Origin of the sequence: Streptomyces sp. Ag109_O5-1 (genome assembly GCF_003814875.1) — a bacterium.
Taxonomy (GTDB): Bacteria; Actinomycetota; Actinomycetes; order Streptomycetales; family Streptomycetaceae; genus Streptomyces; species Streptomyces sasae.
In genome coordinates this window covers 5,273,076-5,290,742 of the sequence record NZ_RKQF01000001.1, presented here as the reverse complement: position 1 = coordinate 5,290,742, position 17,667 = coordinate 5,273,076, and the positions used below count along the sequence as shown (strand labels likewise).

Genomic DNA, 17,667 nt, shown 5'->3' with positions numbered 1-17,667 from the left:
AGAACGTGGCAGGCAAAGACGGTCGGACCGTCGACGAACTGTTCGCCGGGCTTTCGCCGGCCAAGCAACGCACTTTTGAGGAAGTCGGGCTGGGGCTGCCGGAGCTGCGGCGGATCGCCGAGGAGGACGGCCATACGCGGCGCGTGCGGCGCATCCTGGACATCGACGGCGGAAAGCCGTCGGATGATCCCGCCCGTGCCTGGCCCTGGATCCGGCTGCCGCTGATCGCCCTCGTGGGTGTTGCCGTCTGCCTGGCGTCCACGTATCTCATCGGCAGGTACGCGGTGTTCGTCGGCCTGGTCTGGGGCATGGCTGTGATCTGGACGGCAGTGTCCGCCCCTTTGCGGCGTGGTGGTCCCGTCCTACGGGGGCTGGTCGTGGCCGCCTACGTCGTGCTGGTCTGGCTGGGATCCCAGCAAGCCGACAGGTGGTATCTCCAGGTCCGCGGCCAGGAGACCACCGTCACGTACGCCAAGGCCGTCGACCGGGGATCGCACGGCGTGACCACTCTGTACTGCCGCGTCAAGCTCCCTGACGGGGCGATCCGGCAGGTGTTCGACAACGACAAGTGGTGCACGGACGTAACCATGGTCGGCACGAGGACGCAGGCGGTGGTCGATCCCGCCGGACACTACCGGCCGTTCCTCGGACACAGGTCGGACCTCGACAACGGCGTCATCGACTATCTCTGCCTGGGGGCCGCCGTCGTTCTCGTCCTCGCGCCAGTGGCCGCTGTCGCCCTGATCCCCTGGCGCTCGAGGCGGAGCAACCGGGCCGGCGGGCCGGGCGGGGTGGACGTATGACCGACGGCACGAAAGCCCGCGCCACCACCCCCACCCCACCCCCCTCCGACTACCGCCTCGCCGTCCCCGACGGATGGGAGCGGATCGTGCTCGACAGTCCGGAGCGTTGGACGCATCGCATCGACAAGCTGGTCAAGCGGGGGCTGCGGCGTACGCAGGCCACGCCGCAGCTGGAGGCCGCGCTCGCGGAGCGGATGCGGGCGCAGGCCGAGGCCGCGCAGGCCAACGGCGGTGTGGAGATGTACTTCGTCCAGCAGGTCCTCGGCCAGGTCCCCGTCTCCGCCGGTCTGGTCGTGACGGTACTGCGGCCCTCACCCGGCACCGAGCCCGGCGACCTCGCCGACATCGCCCGCTCCCTCGCCCTTCACGCTGCCGACAACGACGCCGTCGCGCTCGTCGACCTCCCCGCCGGACCCGCCGTACGCCACCGCTACTTGCGTCGGCCCGCCCCCGACGACCCCGACGGCAACAAGCTCGCCGTCGCTCATCTGGACGTCTACCTCGCCGTCCCGCACAGCGATCAGCGGCTGCTGCTCTCCTTCTCCACGCCGACGGCGCCACCGCTGGAGCCGCTTGTGGAGGCCCTGGTCACGCTGTTCGACTCCGTCGCCCGCACCCTGCAATGGATGGCCTGATGCCCGAGTTCGCCGCTGCCACGGTTCATCTGCGGACCCCGGAGGACGCCGTCGCGCTGCCCGTTCGAACGTCCGTCGACCTGGCCGCCTGGGCTGCGGAGGCCGCCCGGCGGCTCGTCGGCCCGGATGACGGCGACGAGCCGAAGCTGCTCGGCGCCCTCGCCGCCGAACTCCGCGAAGCCGCCGCCGACTCCCGTGAACGCGGCCCGATCACCGCGCTGTCGTACGTCCCCGAGCCGCGCCTCGGGGAACTCGCCCGCATCGAGCTCTCCGCGCTGCTCACCGACGACACGTATCCGACGATGACCGTCGAACTGCTCCAGCGCTATCTGGCCGCCCCCACACCCGTCTCCTACCGCCCGCCCGAGGCTGAACTCCGTACCCTCCCCGTGGGACCGGCGGTGCGAGTGCGGCACGCGTACGTCCAGGACGTCGGCCGGGACGGGCTGGGGACGGTGCTGGAGACCTGTGCGTACGGCATCCGTGCCGACGAGAAGTGGGCGCTCGTCCTGCTCACGTCCTGGCAGGCCCAGGCCGGCACGGACGTCTTGTGCGAGCTGACCGACGAACTGGCGGAGACCGTCCGGGTCACGGTCTAACCGTGTCTTCTTCAGGCTGCCGTCAGCCGGCGAAGCAGGGACCCACCCTCCAGCGACGTCAGACGGCACCAGGAGCCGTCCGTGAAGGTGACGGTGAAGTCGTGCCCGCCCTTGGAGAACGGGCGCCGTTCGATCGCGGCGACCGCGCTCCGGTCCGTCTCCCAGAGGACCTCCTCCCAGGGGTTCCTGGGATCCTTCAGCCCCCCGACGACCAGCAGCCGGCGGTCGGTCAGGACCAGCTCCGTCACGTCCGTGTCGGGACAGCGGGCCGGGTCCAGTTGCCAGGGGAGCGTGCGGGCGATCGTGCCGGGGGCCGCCCACAGCACCGGGAAGTCCTTCTCCTCGTTTTCCGGGTCCTCACTCCTGCCGAGCTCCTCGGACCGGCCCGGGCTGCCTCCGAGCAGTCCGAAGACGAGGGTGAGCAGGAGGGCGAATACTTCCACCATGCCGTCCCGCACGAACCGTTCGAACCAGGAGCGCCGACGATACGACGGCCCCGCCGGCCATCCGGCCAACTCCCCCTGAATGTCCCGCCGTTCCGGATCCCGGAACCAGCGCCGGCCCTCGACCCATCCCGCGGCCCCCGTCGCGAAGGACACCCTGCCGCGCGTCACGAGCTCCTCGCTCTCGGGAGGCTTCCAGTACTGGCGGTACGACGGCTCGATCACGGTCTGGCGCCCCCACGTCATTCACGGCAATGAACATTCACCCGACCGGGTGATTCTACTCAGCCGGCGCTGTCATCGCGCGCTCGCGCGCGCCGGGCGACGACCGCGACGTGTGTCGGGCGGAACGGCGTGAGCAATTCGTGCAGGCCTCATGGGTGCATGGTGACGGTCGCGGGCGTGGACCGTGCGCGGGCGGGGAGTTCGGGATTCGCCGCCGCACAGTCCGGCTCGCCGCCGCGTCCCCGTATCCCCAACCGCCGCACAGGTCACCGGCGTTGCAGATCGCAACGCCGATGTCGGTGAGGTCAAGGTGTCCGGGCGCGCCTTGAGGGGCTTATGTGCGGCTGATACGGTGCGATCGCTTGACACTCGCCCCACGGCCGAGTATTCGGCCGAGTCGGGGTGGTTGGTGTGGAGTGTCCGCTTTCAAAGCGTTGACAGAGTTTCAGAGTTCTTGACAGACAATGTCTTGGGTGTAACGGGGAGCGGTTGCGTGAAGATCCAGGAGCGTACGGGGGCGGGCGCCGGTCGTTCCGCCGGTCCGGCTCAGCCTTCGGCCGGTGACCGGCTTCCCACCGCCCCCCGGGAGCGCAAGCCCGCGCTGGCGGCGCTCGCGGTGCTGCTGATCCTGCTCGGTGCGCTCGGTGCGACGACGCTCGTGCTGCAGGCCGGCAACCGGATCGAGGTCATCAAGATCACCCAGGAGATCCCCGCCGGGGCCTCGGTGACCAAGGACGACGTGACCTCCGTGCTGGTCGCGGACGACGACAGCATCCACTACATCAAGTGGTCCCAGCTGGACGCCCTGAAGAAGCTGAAGGCGGTCAGCACCATCCCCGCCGGTGCCGTCGCCGTCGGCGAGATGTTCGGCAGCGGCTCCACGCTCGCCGCCGGCAAGGCCACCGTCGGCCTCTCTCTCAAGGAGGGCCAGTACCCGGCCGGGCTGAAGGTGGGTGACGTCGTCGCCGCCTACCGCGTCAGCAGCAACGGCTCCACGACCACCGGCAGTTCCTCCGGTACCTCCTCGTCCGGCGGCAACTCCCCGATCGTCGGCCAGGCCAAGGTCAGCTATGTGCCGGACGGCAAGAGCAGCAGCGACTTCGTCAGCAGCACCAACCTGGCCGTCACACTCACCGTGAACAGTGACGCCGCCGCCGCGCTGGCCCAGGCCGCCGCGACCGGCTCGGTCGCCCTCGTCCTCGTACCCGGCAACGGCAACTAGAAGGCGGCCTCCACCCCATGGCGCTCATCGCAATCGCCGCCGACAAGGGTTCCCCCGGCGTCACCACCGCGGCCGTCGCGCTGGCCGCGGTCTGGCCGCGCCGGGTCCTGCTCGCCGAGGCCGACCCGGCCGGCGGCGACCTCGTCTACCGCAGTGCCGCCGCGCACGGCGGACCGCTCAACCCCAACACCGGCATGCTGTCCATCGCCGCCACGGCGCGGCGAGGGCTCGTACCCGACCAACTCTGGGACCACGTCCAGCCGTTGAGCGGCGGGCTCGAGGTGCTGGTCGGGCTCGGGATCGCCGAGCACGCCGCCGGTCTCGCGGGGCTGTGGCCCACCCTCGGGCACGCCTTCGCGGCCCTCGCCGACTCTCCGAACGCCCCCGCCGACGTCATCGCCGACTGCGGCCGGATCAGCGGCGACACCCCGGCCGTGGAGCTGTTCCCGCACGCGGCGCTCGTCCTCCTCGTCTCGCGCACCGAGCCGGAGGCGCTCGCCCGGGTCCGGGACCGTGCCGGTGCCCTCGCGCAGAAGCTGCACGGCGGTCCGCGCGGTGCCGCCGCCCTCGCGACCCCGCTGATCGGTGTCGTCCTGATCGCCGACCCGTCGAGCTCCGGCAAGCTGGTCAACCAGGTCAACGACATGCTCGTACATGCCCAGACGGGTGCCCGCGTGGTCGGCACCATCGCCGACGACCCCGCCGGAGCCGACCAGTTGGCCGGCCGCAAGCGCGGGCGCCTCGACAAGTCCCTGCTCATCCGCTCGGCCCGCAAGGTCACCGCCGACCTCCACCAGCAGTACGGCGCCTCCTGGACCGTACCCACGCAGGCGCCCCACGCGGGGGCCGGCCGATGACGGCTGTCGACCACCAGTTGGTCAAGCGGTTCCGGCAGGACGCCGGCGACCGGATCGCCGAGCAGCGCCGGCAGGACCAGGCGTCCGGTGTGACGCCGATGTCCACCGAGGACGAACGGCAGTACGCCCGCGCGGTCATAGCCCAGATCCTGGAGGAGTACGCCCGCGCGGAGATCAACGCCGGGCGCACCCCGCTCGACGCGGAGACCGAGGAGCAGTACGCCGCCGCCGTGCACGCGGCGCTGTTCGGCGTGGGGCGGCTGCAGCCGCTGCTCGACAACCCGGACGTCGAGAACATCGACATCAACGGGAGCGACCAGGTCTTCGTCGGCTACAGCGACGGACGGGAGGTCAAGGGGGATCCCGTCGCCGAGACCGACGAGGAGCTCATCGAGCTCATCCAGGTGCTCGGTGCGTACTCGGGACTGTCGTCCCGCCCGTTCGACTCCGCCAACCCGCAGCTCGACCTGCGGCTGCCCGACGGATCGCGGCTGTCGGCCGTCATGGACGTGACCCGGCGCCCCGCGCTCTCCATCCGGCGTGCCCGCATGGGCAAGGTCTTCATCTCCGACCTGGTCGGCAACGGCACGCTGACGCCCGAGGTCGCGCACTTCATGGCCTGCGCGGTCCGCGCCCGCAAGAACATCATGATCGCGGGTGCGACGAACGCCGGTAAGACGACCCTGCTCCGTGCGCTCGCCAACGAGATCCCGCCGCACGAGCGGCTCATCACCGTCGAACGGGCGCTGGAGCTCGGGCTCGACACCTTCCACGACCTGCACCCCAACGTGGTCGCGTTCGAGGAGCGGTTGCCCAACTCGGAGGGCCAGGGCGCCATCGCCATGGCCGAGTTGGTCCGCCGGTCGCTCCGCATGAACCCCTCCCGGGTCATCGTCGGCGAGGTCCTCGGCGACGAGATCGTGACCATGCTGAACGCGATGTCGCAGGGCAACGACGGTTCGCTGTCCACGATCCACGCCAACAGCTCCAGCGAAGTGTTCAACCGTATTTCCACCTACGCGCTCCAGGCCTCCGAGCGGCTGCCCATCGAGGCCAGCCAGATGCTGATCGCGGGCGCGGTGAACTTCGTCGTCTTCATCCAGCGGCGCAACAACTACCAGACCGGCGGCCGTCTCCAGCGCGTGGTCACCTCGGTCCGCGAGGTCAACGGCGTCGACGGCCGGGTGCTGTCCAGCGAGGTGTTCGCGGAGGCACACGACGGCCGGGTCGTACCGCATGCGCCCATAGCCTGCCTGGAGGACCTGATGGCCTACGGCTACCAGCCGCACGGGTCCTGGGGGTGACGTGACATGAACCTGGACTCCCTGGGCTCCATGGGCGGGCTCTTCTCCACCTCGGTCCTCTACGCCCTCGGCTGCGGACTCGCCGTCGGCGGCGGACTCGCGCTGCTGGTCCTGGCGATCCGCGGCCTGCCCGCCAAGCCCGACCACGAGAAGCAGAAGGCCAACGAACGGGCCGCCGAGCTCATCCGGTTCGCCGGCCAGCGCGGCTCCCTCGCGGCCATCATCGGCCTCGCCGTACTGCTGCTGACCCGCTGGGCGGTGGCCGGTGTCGCCGCCGGTGTCCTCGTCTTCTTCTGGGACAAGCTGTTCGGCGGCGCCGCCGAGGAACGCGCCGCGATGAAGCGGGTGGAGGCCCTCGCCTCCTGGACCGAGTCGCTGCGCGACACGATCGCCGGAGCGGTCGGCCTGGAGCAGGCCATCCCCGCCTCGGCACGGGCCGCGGCACCGATCCTGCGGCCGCACCTCGACGCCCTCGTCGACCGGCTGCGCTCCCGCACCCCGCTGCCCGACGCGCTCCAGCACCTCGCCGACGAGATCAACGACGCCTCGGCCGACATCATCGTGGCCGCGCTCATCCTCAACGCCCGCCTCCGCGGCCCCGGTCTGCGCCAGGTACTGGGCGCGCTGGCCAAGTCGGCGCGCGAGGAGGTCGACATGCGCCAGCGCGTGATGGCCCAACGCGCCTCCACACGGCGCTCGGTGCAGATCGTCGTCGCCGTGTCGATCGCGTTCGTCCTCGGCCTCTCCGTCTTCAACCGGGAGTTCGTGGCGCCGTACGGCACCGCCGTCGGCCAGCTCGTACTCGCCCTGGTCTGCGGTCTGTTCGCGCTCGGCTTCTGGTGGCTGCGCAAGCTGTCCACCATCGAGACGCCGGAACGGTTCCTGGTCCGCGACCAGTCCTCCGTGCAGTTCGTACGACCGCCCCGCACCGCGCCCGGACAGCCGGGACAGGCCGGACAGCCGGGGCAGCCCGGTCAGCAGACGCTGCCCACCGAGGAAGGGGCACGCCGATGAGTCTCACGATGCCGATCGTCGTCGGCGTGATCCTGGGCCTGGGTGTCTACGCCCTGGTCCGCGCCCTGATGCCCGCCAAGCGCAGCGCGGTCGCCCAGGTCGCCCGGATCGACGCGATGCGGGCGCGCGGTGCCGCGTACGAGTCCGCCCGGCAGACGCGGGAGACCGGCAGGTTCGGCTCGCTGCGCGCCGAAGTCGGCGAGCGCGTCGCCGACTTCTACCGGCAGCAGGGCTGGGAACAGCGTTCGCTCCGCGCCGACCTCGCCGTCCTGGACCGCAGCTGGGAGAAGTTCCTGGCGACCAAGGTGCTGCTCGCCGCGGCCGGCCTGATCTTCGGTCCGTTCCTGTTCGCCGTCGTCTACACGATGGGCTTCGGCCGCAGCCCGGTCATCCCGGTCTGGCTGGCCCTGGTCTGCGCGGCCCTGTTCTTCTTCCTCCCCGACCTGGAGGTACGACGGGACGCGGCCGACAAGCGCCGCGACCTCAGGCGGGTCATCGGGGCCTACCTCGACCTGGTGTCGATGAGCCTCGCCGGCGGCCGCGGCCTGCCCGAGGCCCTGATGGCGGCCGCCGAGGTCTCCGACGGCTGGGCCAACCAGCGCATCCGCAACGCCCTCGCCGACGCCCGTATCACCGGCGTCAGCCAGTGGCAGGCGCTGGGCGCGCTCGGCGAGGAACTGGGCGTGGAGGAGCTCAAGGACCTCTCCGCCTCCCTCGCCCTGGTCGCGGACGACGGCGCCAAGGTCCGTGAGTCCCTCGCCTCCCGCGCCGAGACCATGCGCCACCGCGAACTCGCCGAGATCGAGGGCAGCGCGGGCGAGAAGTCCCAGTCGATGCTCGTCGCCCAGCTGCTGCTGTGCGCCGGCTTCCTGGTTTTCCTGATCTTCCCGGCGGCGATGCGGGTGTTCCAGGTGGGCTGATGTTCTGTGTTCCGGACGAGCTGATTCGAGAACCTTCGCCAACTGCTGTATCGAGAGGACAAGTCATCATGAACCGACGGAACTTCAGCACCGGGATCCCGGCGATGGACTTCATGGTCACCTTCCTGCAGGGCCGTGTGCAGCGGGCCCGCTCCGGCGAACTGGACCGCGGTGCCTCCGCCGTCGAATGGGTCATCATCTCCGCGGTCGTCGTCGCGATCGTCGGCGTGGTGGCCGCCATCATCAACGCCGCGCTGAGCGACGGCGCCAACAAGGTAGGCGACTGCATCAAGGGCGCCAGCGCGAGCAAGACCTGCTGAGCGGGCGGACGTACGACGACGGGGCGACGGGGGTGACGGGGTGACGACGGGGATGTCTTCGGGCGGCGTGGGCGTCGTGGGCAGCGGCCTGCGCGGCTGGGTGCGCCGCCGGGTGGCCGCCGCGCGCGGCGACTCGGGCGACTCGGGCATGACGGCCATCGAGTTCGTGTTCCTCACCCCCGTCCTCTTCTTCATGATCTTCGCGACCGTGCAGTTCGCGCTGTACTTCTTCGCGGACCACGTGGCCCAGGCGGCGGCCCAGGCCGGCGCCCGCAAGGCCCGCGCCACCGCCGACGCGGAGCCCGGCGCCTGGCGCGGCGAGGCGCAGGACGTGGTCGACTCCTACATCAGCCAACTCGGGCCGCAGCTGGTGCTGGCGCCCGATGTGAAGATGCTCCAGCCGGAACAGAACACGGTCGGCGTCGAGATCTCGGCCCGTATCCCGACGGTGTTCCCGGGCCTGGACCTGACGGTGCACGCGCAGTCGTCGGGGCCGGTGGAGCGGTTCGTGGAGGATACGAACTAGATGTCCTCCCCGCAGTGCTCCGCTCAGGAGACAGCCCTGGACGACCGGGGGTTGTCGACCGTCGAGGTCGTCATCCTCGCCCCGGTGATGATCCTCTTCATCCTCGTCCTCGTCGCCTTCGGCCAACTCGTCGACGGGCGGGGCGCGATCGACGGTGCCGCGCGTGACGCGGCCCGCGCCGGTTCCATCCAGAAGGACCACGCCACGGCCATGTCGGAGGCCCAGAAGGCCGCCGACGCCGACCTGTCGGACGTCTGCTCCGGCCCGGTCTCCGTCGTACAGACCAGCGAGGGCTTCGCGCCCGACACCATCTTCACGGTCGAGGTGAGCTGCGAGGTCCGGGGCCTGGCCATGCTGGGCCTGGACATCCCGACCACCCTCTCCGCGAGCTTCTCCTCGCCGCTCGACCCGTTCCGGAGGTCGGCGTGAGCATCGCACTGCTGCGCACCTGGTGGGCCGCGCGCCGGCTCCGCATGGACGACCGGGGCTCGGGCGCGGGCGCGGTCATCATCTTCGCCCTGGTCTTCCTCTCGTTGTCCGCCTTCGTCATCGACGGCGGCCTGTCCATCTCCAAGCGCGAACGGGCCGCCGACATCGCGGAGCAGGCGGCCCGTTACGCGGCCCAGGACATCGACAAGGAAGCGCTGTACGAGAACCAGGGCGCTGCGCCGATCAACTTCCAGGACTGCGACGCCCGGGTGAAGACCTTCGCCCGCGAGATGGACATGTCCACCGCCGACATCGCGGGCACGCACTGCACCGCCGCCGACGCCCAACAGGTCCAGGTCGAGGTCCAGTTGACCTACGAGCCGGTCTTCACGGGCATGTTCTACGGCGGTGCGATCGTGGTGCACGGCGAGGCGACCGCCGAGAACGAGGTCGGCTGACGGTCACCACCGGCCCGACGGCTGCTACCGCTGCTTCGGGACTCGGCGGTTGCGGTTGCCGGTTGCGTTGCCGTTCCCGTCGTTTGCCTTGCCGTTCGCCTTGTCGGCGGTGATGCCGTGCGGGGGCGGGCAGCCGTCGTCGGGCGGGGTGACCGGGTCCGGGGTGGGGTCGTCGGCCGGCGGGGTGTCCACGGGAGTCGGGTCCGTCGGCCCGGCGGGGGGAGTGGGGTCCTCCGACGGGGCAGGGGGCGTGGGTTCCGCCGGGGGAGAGGGGTCCGGGTCCGCGGGCTGGGACGGCGACGGTTCGGACGGTGACGGCTCGGCCGTCACGGGCGGAGCGGTGCTGCCGCTGCCATCCCCGTCCCCGTTCCTGCTTCCGGAGGCCGTCCCGCCCGGATCCGGCGTGGCCGGAGCTCCGTCCGACGGCTGCGACACGACCGTACGGACTCCGCCGCCCGTACCCCCGGAACCGCCCGCGGCCGCCCCTTCGGCGCTGCCCTCCCCGTCCTTGACGGCCACCGCCACCGGCGTCGTGGCGGGCGACTCCTCCGGCGCCACCGGCGTCCCGGTCACCGGCACCCTGCCCACCGGTGCGTCGGCGACCGGAGCTCGCCGGCTCGGTACCGAGGGGGAGTGACCCGGGCCGAGGACGAGCACCAGCGCGGCCGCCCCCGCCACCACGGCGCCGGCCGCGAGCGCGACAGGCGTCTTCGTCCCGCCGACGGTGGTGGCCTGCCGCATCCCGTGCAACAGCCCGCTGCCGTGGCCGCCGGCCGAGGCCCCGGCGGCGGTCAGGGTGAGCAGGAACCTGCCGGCCGTACCGCCGACCGCGAACACCAGCAGCGCCGGGCCGACGAGCGCGGGGAGCCGGTCGTTGGCGCTCATCAGCGCGGCGAGCCGGGACCGGCAGTCGTCGCAGGTGTCCACATGGCCGAGCAGCCGGTCGGACTGACGTTCCGTCGCGGTGCCGCGCACATACGCCGGCATCCGGCTCACATGGACCTGGCAGGCGGGGTCGTCCGGGGCGCCGGTCTGGGTGCCGAGGAAGGCCTGTCGCATGCCCTCCCGGGCGCGGTGCAGCAGGACGGCGGTGGCGCCCTCCTTGGTGCCCAGCTGCGGCCCGATCTGCGCGAGCGGCTGTCCCTCGGCCTCGGCCAGCCAGAGGGCCTTGACCCACCGTTCGGGCAACTGGGCCAGTACGCGCACCAGCAGGTCGACGGAGGAGACCTGGTCGGCGGGGTCGTCGCCGTGGCGGCCGGGCTCGGCGGGATCGTCGCCGCCCTGCGGGTCCCTGGGCGTCTCGCGGGCCCCCTTGGCCGCGGCGATCGCGAGATGCCGGACGGTCGTCGTCAGATACGCGGAGACGTTGTCGATCTCGTGCCCCTCGGCCAGCCGTCGCCACACCCGGAAGTGCGCCTCGGCGACCAGGTCTTCGGCGACCCAGGTGTTACGGGTGAGCGAACGCGCGTACGCGACGAGCCGCGGCTGCTGTTCCTCGTAGATCCGGGCGTACGCGGTGGTGCTGATCACTGCAGAGGAACCGTCGTGCATGGCGGAACGCTCCAGTTGCCGGCTGTGGGGCGGGGAAAGGGTTTGTCAGGGTAGATGGCAAAACTTTCAAGCACAGTTTCAAGCGCATAAGAAAGTGATACAAGTCACTCAAGTTGCCTGCGTTTCCCGCGTAATGAGGCCGCCGACGACTGCTCTCACTTCTACGACGGCCCCACCGCACCCCCGGAGAAGACCCGTGCCCATCACGCTCGAGCAGCCCACCGGCGCCCGCCTGCTCACCGCCGACGAACAGGAGGTGGCGGTGCCCGCGACCCTCCGCTACACCTCGGCCGACCCGCAGGCCGTGCACTTCGTCTTCCCGCCGTGGATCTCGCTGGACGGCGAGGAGGTCACCTGGACCTTCGCGCGAGCCCTGCTGGAGGAGGGCCTGGCGGGCCCGGCCGCGCTCGGCAACGTACAGGTGCGGCCGTACGGCGACGCCCGCACGGTCGTCGAACTCCGCGCGGAGGAGGGCGTGGCGGCGATCAGCTTCGCCACCTCCGCCCTGACCCGCTTCCTGCTGTCGTCGCTCCGGGTCAGCGGTTGACGGACTGGATCTCCTGGACGGTGATCTCCTGGGTGTCGCCGAAGACACCGTCGGGGAGGTCGCCGCCGCTGCCGTCGGAACCGCGCCAGCTGATCCGCCAGGTGACGGAGGCCGTCAGCCGGTACGGCGTGCCGTGCGTGGCCCGCAGGTAGCGGACGCCGCAGGGCGGGTCCTCGTCCCCGTCGCCGGGCCGGTACTCCGCCCCGATCGAACCGTCGGCGTCGATCGTGCAGTCGCCCGAGGCGGGGAACGTCTCGGCGTCACTCGTGCCCGGGTCGAGGTGCAGGGCGACGGGCTCGGCGGTGGTCTCCGCCCACAGTCCGGTGCCGGGCAGCTCCGCGCGGACCTTGACCTCCTGGAAGCGGCCCTTGTCCAGCCAGGCCCAGGTCGGCAGGTTGACGGTGGACCTGGCCGCCGGTTTCAGCTCGACCGAGGTGGTGGGCACCTTGATCCTGTTGTAGGCGTAGTCGGCGAGGGTCTCGGGGGTGGGCGCGTCCGGGTCGTCGGGGACCTGGCCGGCCGGGACCCAGAACATCAGCTTGCTGCAACGCGAGGTGTTCGCGATGGAATTGATCCCGTCCGGAGCGACACCGCGCCAGAAGTAACCGTCCTTGCCGAGGTTGTAGTTCTTGTAGCCGGCGACGCTCTGCGGCTCGGTGAAGATGGTGACGGAGTCCTTGCCGTCCTTGAAGTGGCCGGTCCAGAGCTGCGTTCCGCTCCACCAGTCGCGCATGCCGGCGTCGCCGACACCGTCGTTCTCGGCGAAGTCCTTGAGCTGGGCGGGGGTGAACACCGGCTCGTACCAGCACGGCGGCGGCTTCCAGTTCACGTCCGTGGACGAGACGGTGCCCAGCCTGCCGCCCGTGGGACCGCTGATCCGGGTGACCTTGATACGGGAGTAACCCGCGGACGCAGAGAGCTGGTTGCCCTCGGCCTCGCCACGCGTGCCGGTGCCCTCGTCCCCGATCGCGACGGCGGGCGTGGCGCCGAGCAGGGCCACGACGAGCGACCCCGCGAGTACGGATATGCCGCGCCGGTGCGGCCTCACCGGGAGCACCCGCCCCGCGTCGAGTGGACGGACGTGTTCTGCCAGACGCCCTGGGCGTTCTTCGCCATCGAGACCGTGTAGACGACATAGGGGTTCGTGCCCGCGGGATTGCCCGTTTCCTTGCCCGTCTTGCGGTTCTTCGTGTACGCCTTGCTCTCGTCCGTGCAGTAGCTGACGGACGCTCCCCTCCCGCCGCTCCCCACGACGACCTTGGGGCCGAAGACGGGCAGCCTGCCCATGACGGTGAGGTCCTTGTCCGTGTACGTCTTGATCCACGCCCTGGTCTGCGGGGCGACGCCCGCGCTGTCGTAGAAGGTGACGGCCGTGCTGTCGGGGTTGTCCGCGATGATCGCCGCGTACCCTGCCCGGAGTTCTTCCCTGGCGTCGTCGAGCACCGCCTGCTTCACCGCGTCACCGCTCGTCCAGTTCTCGAACGTCAACCGGAAACTGCCCGGCAGGGTGATCGCCGGGCGCTTGGCACCGGACGCGGCCGACGACGCAGAGGCGGACGCGGCCGCGGACGGGCCGCCGGACCCTGTGTTCGCGCCTTTGATGTCGTCCGTCCCGCCACCGCTGTGACCGCCGCTGCCGCCGCAGGCGGTCAGCAGCAGGGCCGTGGTGGCCGTCAGTGCGGTGAGGGTCAGGGTGCGGCGGGCCACGGTCGAGTCTCCCCCGGAGTTCGTCATGTGTGCAGCTGGGAACGAAGCTATCAGGGGGGTGTGACAGTCCCTCGGGTGCTCCTGGGGGGATGTGTGGGGTGTGTGGAGGGGTGGTGTGTGGGCGCGGTGACGGTAACTCCGGCCAACTGGGCCTCGATTGACGAAACGGTGGAAACCGGGCGGCCGTTCGCCGTTCTCCCCTTCGACGGTGTCGGTGCCAGTCAATAGGATCGTCAAGGGGACCTCGATAGGCTCGATGCGCCCCCGGCCCACCCCTTCCACACACGACGACCCAGGACACCCGCCATGGCGCGACGCAGCACATCAAGCTCGACGGGAAGACCGACGGGGAATCCGTCGGGTCCGCGGAACCGGACCCCGCAGCCGGTGCGGGTACGTCGGCGTACGTTCGGGGACTTCGTCAAGGCGTTCCTCGCCTTCGTCGCGCTGCTCGTGCTCGTCGTCGGCGTCCCCGGGGCCCTCGCCGTGACGGTCGGCTGGCCGCTGCCGCACAGCGCCCCCAGCATGGAGTGGCTGTCGCAGCCGATCGGCGTCGATACGTTCCTGAACGCCCTGACGGCCGTCGTCTGGCTGGCCTGGGCCCAGTTCACGGCCTGTGTGCTGGTCGAGGTCAAGGCGGCCGTCTCCGGTGTCGGCCTGCCCAGCCGCGTCCCCGGCGCCGGCCCCAGCCAGCTGCTCGCACGGCAGCTCGTCGCCGCGCTGCTGCTCGTCGGCGCCACCGCCGCCAGCCTCACCCCGGGCCTCTCGCAGCTCGGCCACAGCCTGGAGGGCAACCAGAAGGGCACGGTCGCCGCCGCCCAGGCCACCCCCGGCATCCTCGCCCAGCAGCAGGAGCAGGCGAAGAGCACCGCCGCCGCCCTCGCCGAGCAGGCCAGCCACGCCGCGGCCCAGGCCGAACACGGCTCCACCGCCACCCACGGGGCGACGAAGTACTACCGGATCCAGCCCCCCGAGGGCCGCCACCACGACTCCCTGTGGGAGATAGCGCAGCGCCACCTCGGCGACGGCCGCCGCTACAAGGAGATCTACGAGCTCAACAAGGACCGCATCCAGCCCGACGGCTCCCGCCTCTCCGAGGCCAGCCTCATCCGCCCCGGCTGGATCATGGAGATGCCGGGCGACGCGCACGGCGGCGAACTCGTCGAGAACCCCGACGCACGCGTCTCCCCGGAGGTCCGGCAGCAGATCGGCGACTACGCGAAGACCGGCGACCACACCCAGCACCAGCAGCACCAGGAGCAGGGCGGCGGGCAGCACGCGGACCAGGACGGCGCGACCGCCCAGATCACCGTGCCGAGCCAGCGCGCGGCCGGCGGCACCGCCACTCCCGCGACGCACGCGCAGGAGTCCGGCGGCAACTCCTCCAGCCAGGCCTCCGGCCATTCCTCCGGCCATTCCTCCGGCCACTCCTCCGGCCACTCCTTCGGTCTGCCCGAGGCTCTCCTCGGCGCCCCCCTGCTCGCCGCCGGCCTGCTCGCCGCCCTCGGCCGCCGGCGCAGGCAGGCCCTGTGGCAGTCGGCGCTCGGTGCCGTCGGCGGCCGGCGCGGCATGGAGCCGCCGACCCCGACCGGCGACGCCCAGGACGTGCAGGACGCGCTGCTGGTGGGCGCGGACCCGGAGGGCGTCCGACTGCTCGACCGTTCGCTCCGCGCCCTGGCCGCCGCCCTGACCGCAGAGTCCCGCTCGCTGCCCGTCGTCTACGCGGCCTGGCTCAGCCACGGCGATCTGCATCTGCAACTCGCCCAGCCGGCCGGCAAACCCCCGGCGCCCTGGCAGCTGGGCCAGGACCAGACGTTCTGGACGCTGTCCCGCACGGACGCCGAGCAGTACGAGGAGACCGACGCGGCCGCGCCCTACCCCGGTCTGGTCAGCCTCGGCACCATGGACGACTCGCGGCTGCTGCTCAACCTGGAGGCCGTGCCGGGCATCGTCTCGCTGAGCGGCCGGGAGGCCGACCGGGCCGCCGTGTTCGCCTCCGTCGCCGCCGAACTCGCCACCAACGGCTGGTCGGACCGGATGACCATCACCCTCGTCGGCTTCGGCGCGGACCTCACCCCGCTCGCCCCCAACCGGCTGCGCCATCTCGACGACGTGGAGGCGCTGTTCGAGACGATGGCCGCCGAGACCCGGCAGCGGCGCGGCGCGTTGGGCGCCGCCGGGCACGACTCGGTCCTCACCGGCCGCACCGGCCCGGTCCAGCACACCCGGTGGGCCCCGCACCTGGTGCTGCTCGCCACCCAGCCGTCCGCCGAGGACGCGCTGCGACTCGCCGAACTCGCCGCCGACGCCGCCCGGCTGGGCATCGGCTACATGGTCGGCAGCGAGAACGACGACCTGCCCGGCGCCGCCTGGGCGATGGAGATCACCCCGGACGGCAGGCTGCTCGCCCCGCTCCTCGGCCTCGAACTCCAGGCCCAGCTGCTGCCCGCCGTGCAACAGCGCGCGGTCGTCGAGCTGTTCGTGGAGGCCGACCCCGAGCACGACCCGGAGGGGCCGACCAACACCCCGCCGTTCCTCGTGGACATCAGCGAGCAGGGCCGCCCCGCGGTGTATGCGCGGCTCGTCGGGCCGTACGAGATCATCGGCCTGGACACCCCGGACGGGGACCGCAGCGCCCTTCTCCACGAGGCCCTGGCCCTGCTGCTCCTGCACCGCGAGGGTGTGCACCCGCGTGTGCTGTCGTCCGCGCTGTGGCCACGCGGGGTGACGGAGGACGTCCGTGACGCCCTCCTGGACCGGCTGCGCGGCTGGCTCGGCACCGACCCCGACGGCAGCGTGCGTCTGCGGACGGACGGGACCGGCCGGCTCGTGCTCGCCAAGACGGTCGTCTCCGACCTGGACGTCCTGCGCTCCCTCTATTACGAGGCCACCCAGGGCAAGGGTGCCGAGAGCCGCGCGGTCCGTGGCCGCCTCCTCACCGACGCACTCGTCCTCGTCCGCGGCCCGCTGCTCGCCGACCGCGCGGAAGGCCGCTACCGCTGGCTCACCCACGAGATCATCGACGCCCAGCTTCCGCTGCTGGTCGCCGACATCGGTCTCGCCCTGTCCGCGTTCCACCTGGAGAAGGACCGCGCGGAGAAGGCGATCGAGGCGCTCGGCGCGGCGCTGCGGACCGCCCCGGCCGACGAGCGCCTCTGGAACGAGCTGCTGCGGGCCACCCACGCCACCGGCGACCCGGACCGGGTCCGCGCCCTCGCCGCCGACCTGATCGCCCGCAGCGGCGCGCGCGGCCTGCCCCCGCGCACCGAGGCCCTGCTCGACGAGCTCCTCCCGACCTGGCGCGACGGCGCCGCCGCGACGGGATGACCGCCCTGGACCTCGCCCTGCCGGCCGCCGCCGCCCTCTGGGGCACGGCGGCCGGCGCCCTGCTGCCCCGCGCCGCGTACCGCTTCTCGGTACCGGCGGGGGAGGAGTGGCGGAAGGAGTGTCCGGCAGGCCACCCCGTCAGAGGCTGGCTGGGCCGCACACACTGCGGCGACTGCGCGACCGCCCCCGGCGACGAACCCGCACCTGCCCCCCGCACCCCCCGCGCCACCCCCCTGGCCCTGGCCACCGCCCTCGTCTGCGCGGCCCTCACCCTCGCCACCGGCACCCGCCCCGAACTGGCCGTCTGGCTGCTCCTGGCCCCCGTCGGCGTGCTGCTCGCGGTGGTGGACTTCCGCGTCCAGCGGCTCCCCGACCCCCTCACCCTCCCCTTCGCCGCCGCGGCCCTCGCCCTGCTCGGCGTGGCCGCGCTGCTCCCCGAGCACGCCGGTCACTGGCTCACCTCCCTCTACGCGGCCCTCGCCCTCGGTGCCGCCTACTTCGTCCTCTTCCTCGTCAACCCCGGCGGCATGGGCTTCGGCGACGTGAAACTGGCCCTCGGCACGGGCGCCGTCCTCGGCTGGTACGGCTGGCCCACCGTGCTCCTCGGCACCTTCGCCGGTTTCCTGCTGGGCGCGCTGTACGGCGGTGCGCTCGTCGCCGTACGGCGGGCCGGGCGCAAGACGGCGATCGCGTTCGGCCCGTTCCTGATCGCGGGGGCGTTCGCGGGACTGCTGGTCGGCGCGTACACAGCCTGAGGTCGGGCCGTCGGAAGGGCTGGCG

General features: G+C 71.9%; 19 protein-coding genes. 15 read left to right on the top strand and 4 right to left on the bottom strand.

Going from position 1 to position 17,667, the window contains the following annotated elements:
- The first annotated feature begins 5 nt into the window (after positions 1-5).
- From EDD90_RS23625 to EDD90_RS23615, 3 genes are read left to right on the top strand one after another with little or no spacing between them, the layout of a single operon-like run.
- Positions 6-803: a hypothetical protein gene (locus EDD90_RS23625; protein WP_123974973.1), complete on the top strand. Its 798-nt coding sequence runs from the start codon at positions 6-8 to the stop codon at positions 801-803.
- Positions 800-1,438 carry a hypothetical protein gene (locus tag EDD90_RS23620; protein ID WP_123974972.1) on the top strand — a complete coding sequence of 213 codons (639 nt, stop codon included), beginning with the start codon at positions 800-802 and terminating at the stop codon, positions 1,436-1,438. Before EDD90_RS23625 ends, EDD90_RS23620 begins: the two co-directional genes overlap by 4 nt.
- On the top strand, positions 1,438-2,037 hold the full coding sequence (locus EDD90_RS23615) for a hypothetical protein (RefSeq protein ID WP_123974970.1): 600 nt from the start codon (positions 1,438-1,440) through the stop codon (positions 2,035-2,037). The genes EDD90_RS23620 and EDD90_RS23615 overlap by 1 nt, the downstream gene beginning before the upstream one ends.
- A gap of 11 nt (positions 2,038-2,048) precedes the next feature.
- On the opposite strand, the gene EDD90_RS23610 is transcribed toward EDD90_RS23615, so the two are convergent.
- Positions 2,049-2,726, bottom strand: coding sequence for a hypothetical protein (locus tag EDD90_RS23610; RefSeq protein ID WP_123974968.1), 678 nt, complete (start codon positions 2,724-2,726; stop codon positions 2,049-2,051).
- A gap of 472 nt (positions 2,727-3,198) precedes the next feature.
- On the opposite strand from EDD90_RS23610, the gene EDD90_RS23605 reads away from it, so the two are divergent.
- From EDD90_RS23605 to EDD90_RS23565, 9 genes are all read left to right on the top strand, one after another.
- A complete protein-coding gene (locus EDD90_RS23605) occupies positions 3,199-3,927 on the top strand; it encodes a hypothetical protein (protein WP_123974966.1) in 729 nt (242 codons plus the stop codon).
- A 17-nt stretch (positions 3,928-3,944) separates the two neighbouring features.
- On the top strand, positions 3,945-4,784 hold the full coding sequence (locus EDD90_RS23600; protein WP_123974963.1) for a hypothetical protein: 840 nt from the start codon (positions 3,945-3,947) through the stop codon (positions 4,782-4,784).
- A complete protein-coding gene (locus tag EDD90_RS23595; RefSeq protein ID WP_123974961.1) occupies positions 4,781-6,088 on the top strand; it encodes a CpaF family protein in 1,308 nt (435 codons plus the stop codon). The genes EDD90_RS23600 and EDD90_RS23595 overlap by 4 nt, the downstream gene beginning before the upstream one ends.
- 6 nt (positions 6,089-6,094) lie before the next feature.
- Positions 6,095-7,102 (top strand): type II secretion system F family protein, encoded by a 1,008-nt coding sequence (locus EDD90_RS23590; RefSeq protein WP_123974959.1) that lies wholly within the window; start codon positions 6,095-6,097, stop codon positions 7,100-7,102.
- Positions 7,099-8,022 carry a type II secretion system F family protein gene (locus tag EDD90_RS23585; protein WP_185149194.1) on the top strand — a complete coding sequence of 308 codons (924 nt, stop codon included), beginning with the start codon at positions 7,099-7,101 and terminating at the stop codon, positions 8,020-8,022. Before EDD90_RS23590 ends, EDD90_RS23585 begins: the two co-directional genes overlap by 4 nt.
- Positions 8,023-8,090: 68 nt before the next feature.
- Complete coding sequence (locus EDD90_RS23580; protein WP_123974957.1) at positions 8,091-8,342, top strand: hypothetical protein; 252 nt, start codon at positions 8,091-8,093, stop codon at positions 8,340-8,342.
- A gap of 52 nt (positions 8,343-8,394) precedes the next feature.
- Positions 8,395-8,868 (top strand): TadE family protein, encoded by a 474-nt coding sequence (locus EDD90_RS23575; protein WP_398925217.1) that lies wholly within the window; start codon positions 8,395-8,397, stop codon positions 8,866-8,868.
- Positions 8,869-9,297 carry a TadE/TadG family type IV pilus assembly protein gene (locus EDD90_RS23570; RefSeq protein WP_123974955.1) on the top strand — a complete coding sequence of 143 codons (429 nt, stop codon included), beginning with the start codon at positions 8,869-8,871 and terminating at the stop codon, positions 9,295-9,297.
- Positions 9,298-9,341: 44 nt separating this feature from the next.
- Complete coding sequence (locus EDD90_RS23565; RefSeq protein ID WP_123981536.1) at positions 9,342-9,755, top strand: pilus assembly protein TadG-related protein; 414 nt, start codon at positions 9,342-9,344, stop codon at positions 9,753-9,755.
- A gap of 24 nt (positions 9,756-9,779) precedes the next feature.
- Here the strand turns inward: EDD90_RS23565 and EDD90_RS23560 are convergent, their stop codons facing one another.
- The gene (locus EDD90_RS23560; protein WP_123974954.1) at positions 9,780-11,306 is read right to left on the bottom strand and encodes a sigma-70 family RNA polymerase sigma factor; all 1,527 of its coding nucleotides are present in this window, start codon (positions 11,304-11,306) and stop codon (positions 9,780-9,782) included.
- A gap of 196 nt (positions 11,307-11,502) precedes the next feature.
- On the opposite strand from EDD90_RS23560, the gene EDD90_RS23555 reads away from it, so the two are divergent.
- Positions 11,503-11,853: an SsgA family sporulation/cell division regulator gene (locus tag EDD90_RS23555; RefSeq protein WP_123974952.1), complete on the top strand. Its 351-nt coding sequence runs from the start codon at positions 11,503-11,505 to the stop codon at positions 11,851-11,853.
- Here the strand turns inward: EDD90_RS23555 and EDD90_RS23550 are convergent.
- Together EDD90_RS23550 and EDD90_RS23545 are read right to left on the bottom strand one after the other, a co-directional pair.
- On the bottom strand, positions 11,843-12,901 hold the full coding sequence (locus tag EDD90_RS23550; protein ID WP_123974950.1) for a hypothetical protein: 1,059 nt from the start codon (positions 12,899-12,901) through the stop codon (positions 11,843-11,845). The genes EDD90_RS23555 and EDD90_RS23550 overlap by 11 nt on opposite strands.
- Positions 12,898-13,560, bottom strand: a complete 663-nt coding sequence (locus EDD90_RS23545) for a hypothetical protein (protein ID WP_123974948.1) — start codon at positions 13,558-13,560, stop codon at positions 12,898-12,900. Before EDD90_RS23545 ends, EDD90_RS23550 begins: the two co-directional genes overlap by 4 nt.
- A 306-nt stretch (positions 13,561-13,866) precedes the next feature.
- Between EDD90_RS23545 and EDD90_RS23540 the strand changes: the two genes are divergently transcribed.
- Both EDD90_RS23540 and EDD90_RS23535 read left to right on the top strand, forming a co-directional pair.
- Complete coding sequence (locus EDD90_RS23540; RefSeq protein WP_123974946.1) at positions 13,867-16,887, top strand: BTAD domain-containing putative transcriptional regulator; 3,021 nt, start codon at positions 13,867-13,869, stop codon at positions 16,885-16,887.
- Positions 16,884-17,642, top strand: coding sequence for an A24 family peptidase (locus tag EDD90_RS23535; RefSeq protein WP_123974944.1), 759 nt, complete (start codon positions 16,884-16,886; stop codon positions 17,640-17,642). The genes EDD90_RS23540 and EDD90_RS23535 overlap by 4 nt, the downstream gene beginning before the upstream one ends.
- Positions 17,643-17,667: the final 25 nt, after the last annotated feature.

What these genes read in the sequence shown, in the direction of transcription:
- EDD90_RS23620 (WP_123974972.1), top strand. Translation starts at nt 800, where the DNA reads ATGACCGACGGCACGAAAGCCCGCGCCACCACCCCCACCCCACCCCCC.
- EDD90_RS23615 (WP_123974970.1), top strand. Translation starts at nt 1,438, where the DNA reads ATGCCCGAGTTCGCCGCTGCCACGGTTCATCTGCGGACCCCGGAGGAC.
- EDD90_RS23610 (WP_123974968.1), bottom strand. Translation starts at nt 2,726, where the DNA reads ATGACGTGGGGGCGCCAGACCGTGATCGAGCCGTCGTACCGCCAGTAC.
- EDD90_RS23600 (WP_123974963.1), top strand. Translation starts at nt 3,945, where the DNA reads ATGGCGCTCATCGCAATCGCCGCCGACAAGGGTTCCCCCGGCGTCACC.
- EDD90_RS23595 (WP_123974961.1), top strand. Translation starts at nt 4,781, where the DNA reads ATGACGGCTGTCGACCACCAGTTGGTCAAGCGGTTCCGGCAGGACGCC.
- EDD90_RS23590 (WP_123974959.1), top strand. Translation starts at nt 6,095, where the DNA reads ATGAACCTGGACTCCCTGGGCTCCATGGGCGGGCTCTTCTCCACCTCG.
- EDD90_RS23585 (WP_185149194.1), top strand. Translation starts at nt 7,099, where the DNA reads ATGAGTCTCACGATGCCGATCGTCGTCGGCGTGATCCTGGGCCTGGGT.
- EDD90_RS23580 (WP_123974957.1), top strand. Translation starts at nt 8,091, where the DNA reads ATGAACCGACGGAACTTCAGCACCGGGATCCCGGCGATGGACTTCATG.
- EDD90_RS23575 (WP_398925217.1), top strand. Translation starts at nt 8,395, where the DNA reads ATGTCTTCGGGCGGCGTGGGCGTCGTGGGCAGCGGCCTGCGCGGCTGG.
- EDD90_RS23570 (WP_123974955.1), top strand. Translation starts at nt 8,869, where the DNA reads ATGTCCTCCCCGCAGTGCTCCGCTCAGGAGACAGCCCTGGACGACCGG.
- EDD90_RS23565 (WP_123981536.1), top strand. Translation starts at nt 9,342, where the DNA reads ATGGACGACCGGGGCTCGGGCGCGGGCGCGGTCATCATCTTCGCCCTG.
- EDD90_RS23560 (WP_123974954.1), bottom strand. Translation starts at nt 11,306, where the DNA reads ATGCACGACGGTTCCTCTGCAGTGATCAGCACCACCGCGTACGCCCGG.
- EDD90_RS23540 (WP_123974946.1), top strand. Translation starts at nt 13,867, where the DNA reads ATGGCGCGACGCAGCACATCAAGCTCGACGGGAAGACCGACGGGGAAT.
- EDD90_RS23535 (WP_123974944.1), top strand. Translation starts at nt 16,884, where the DNA reads ATGACCGCCCTGGACCTCGCCCTGCCGGCCGCCGCCGCCCTCTGGGGC.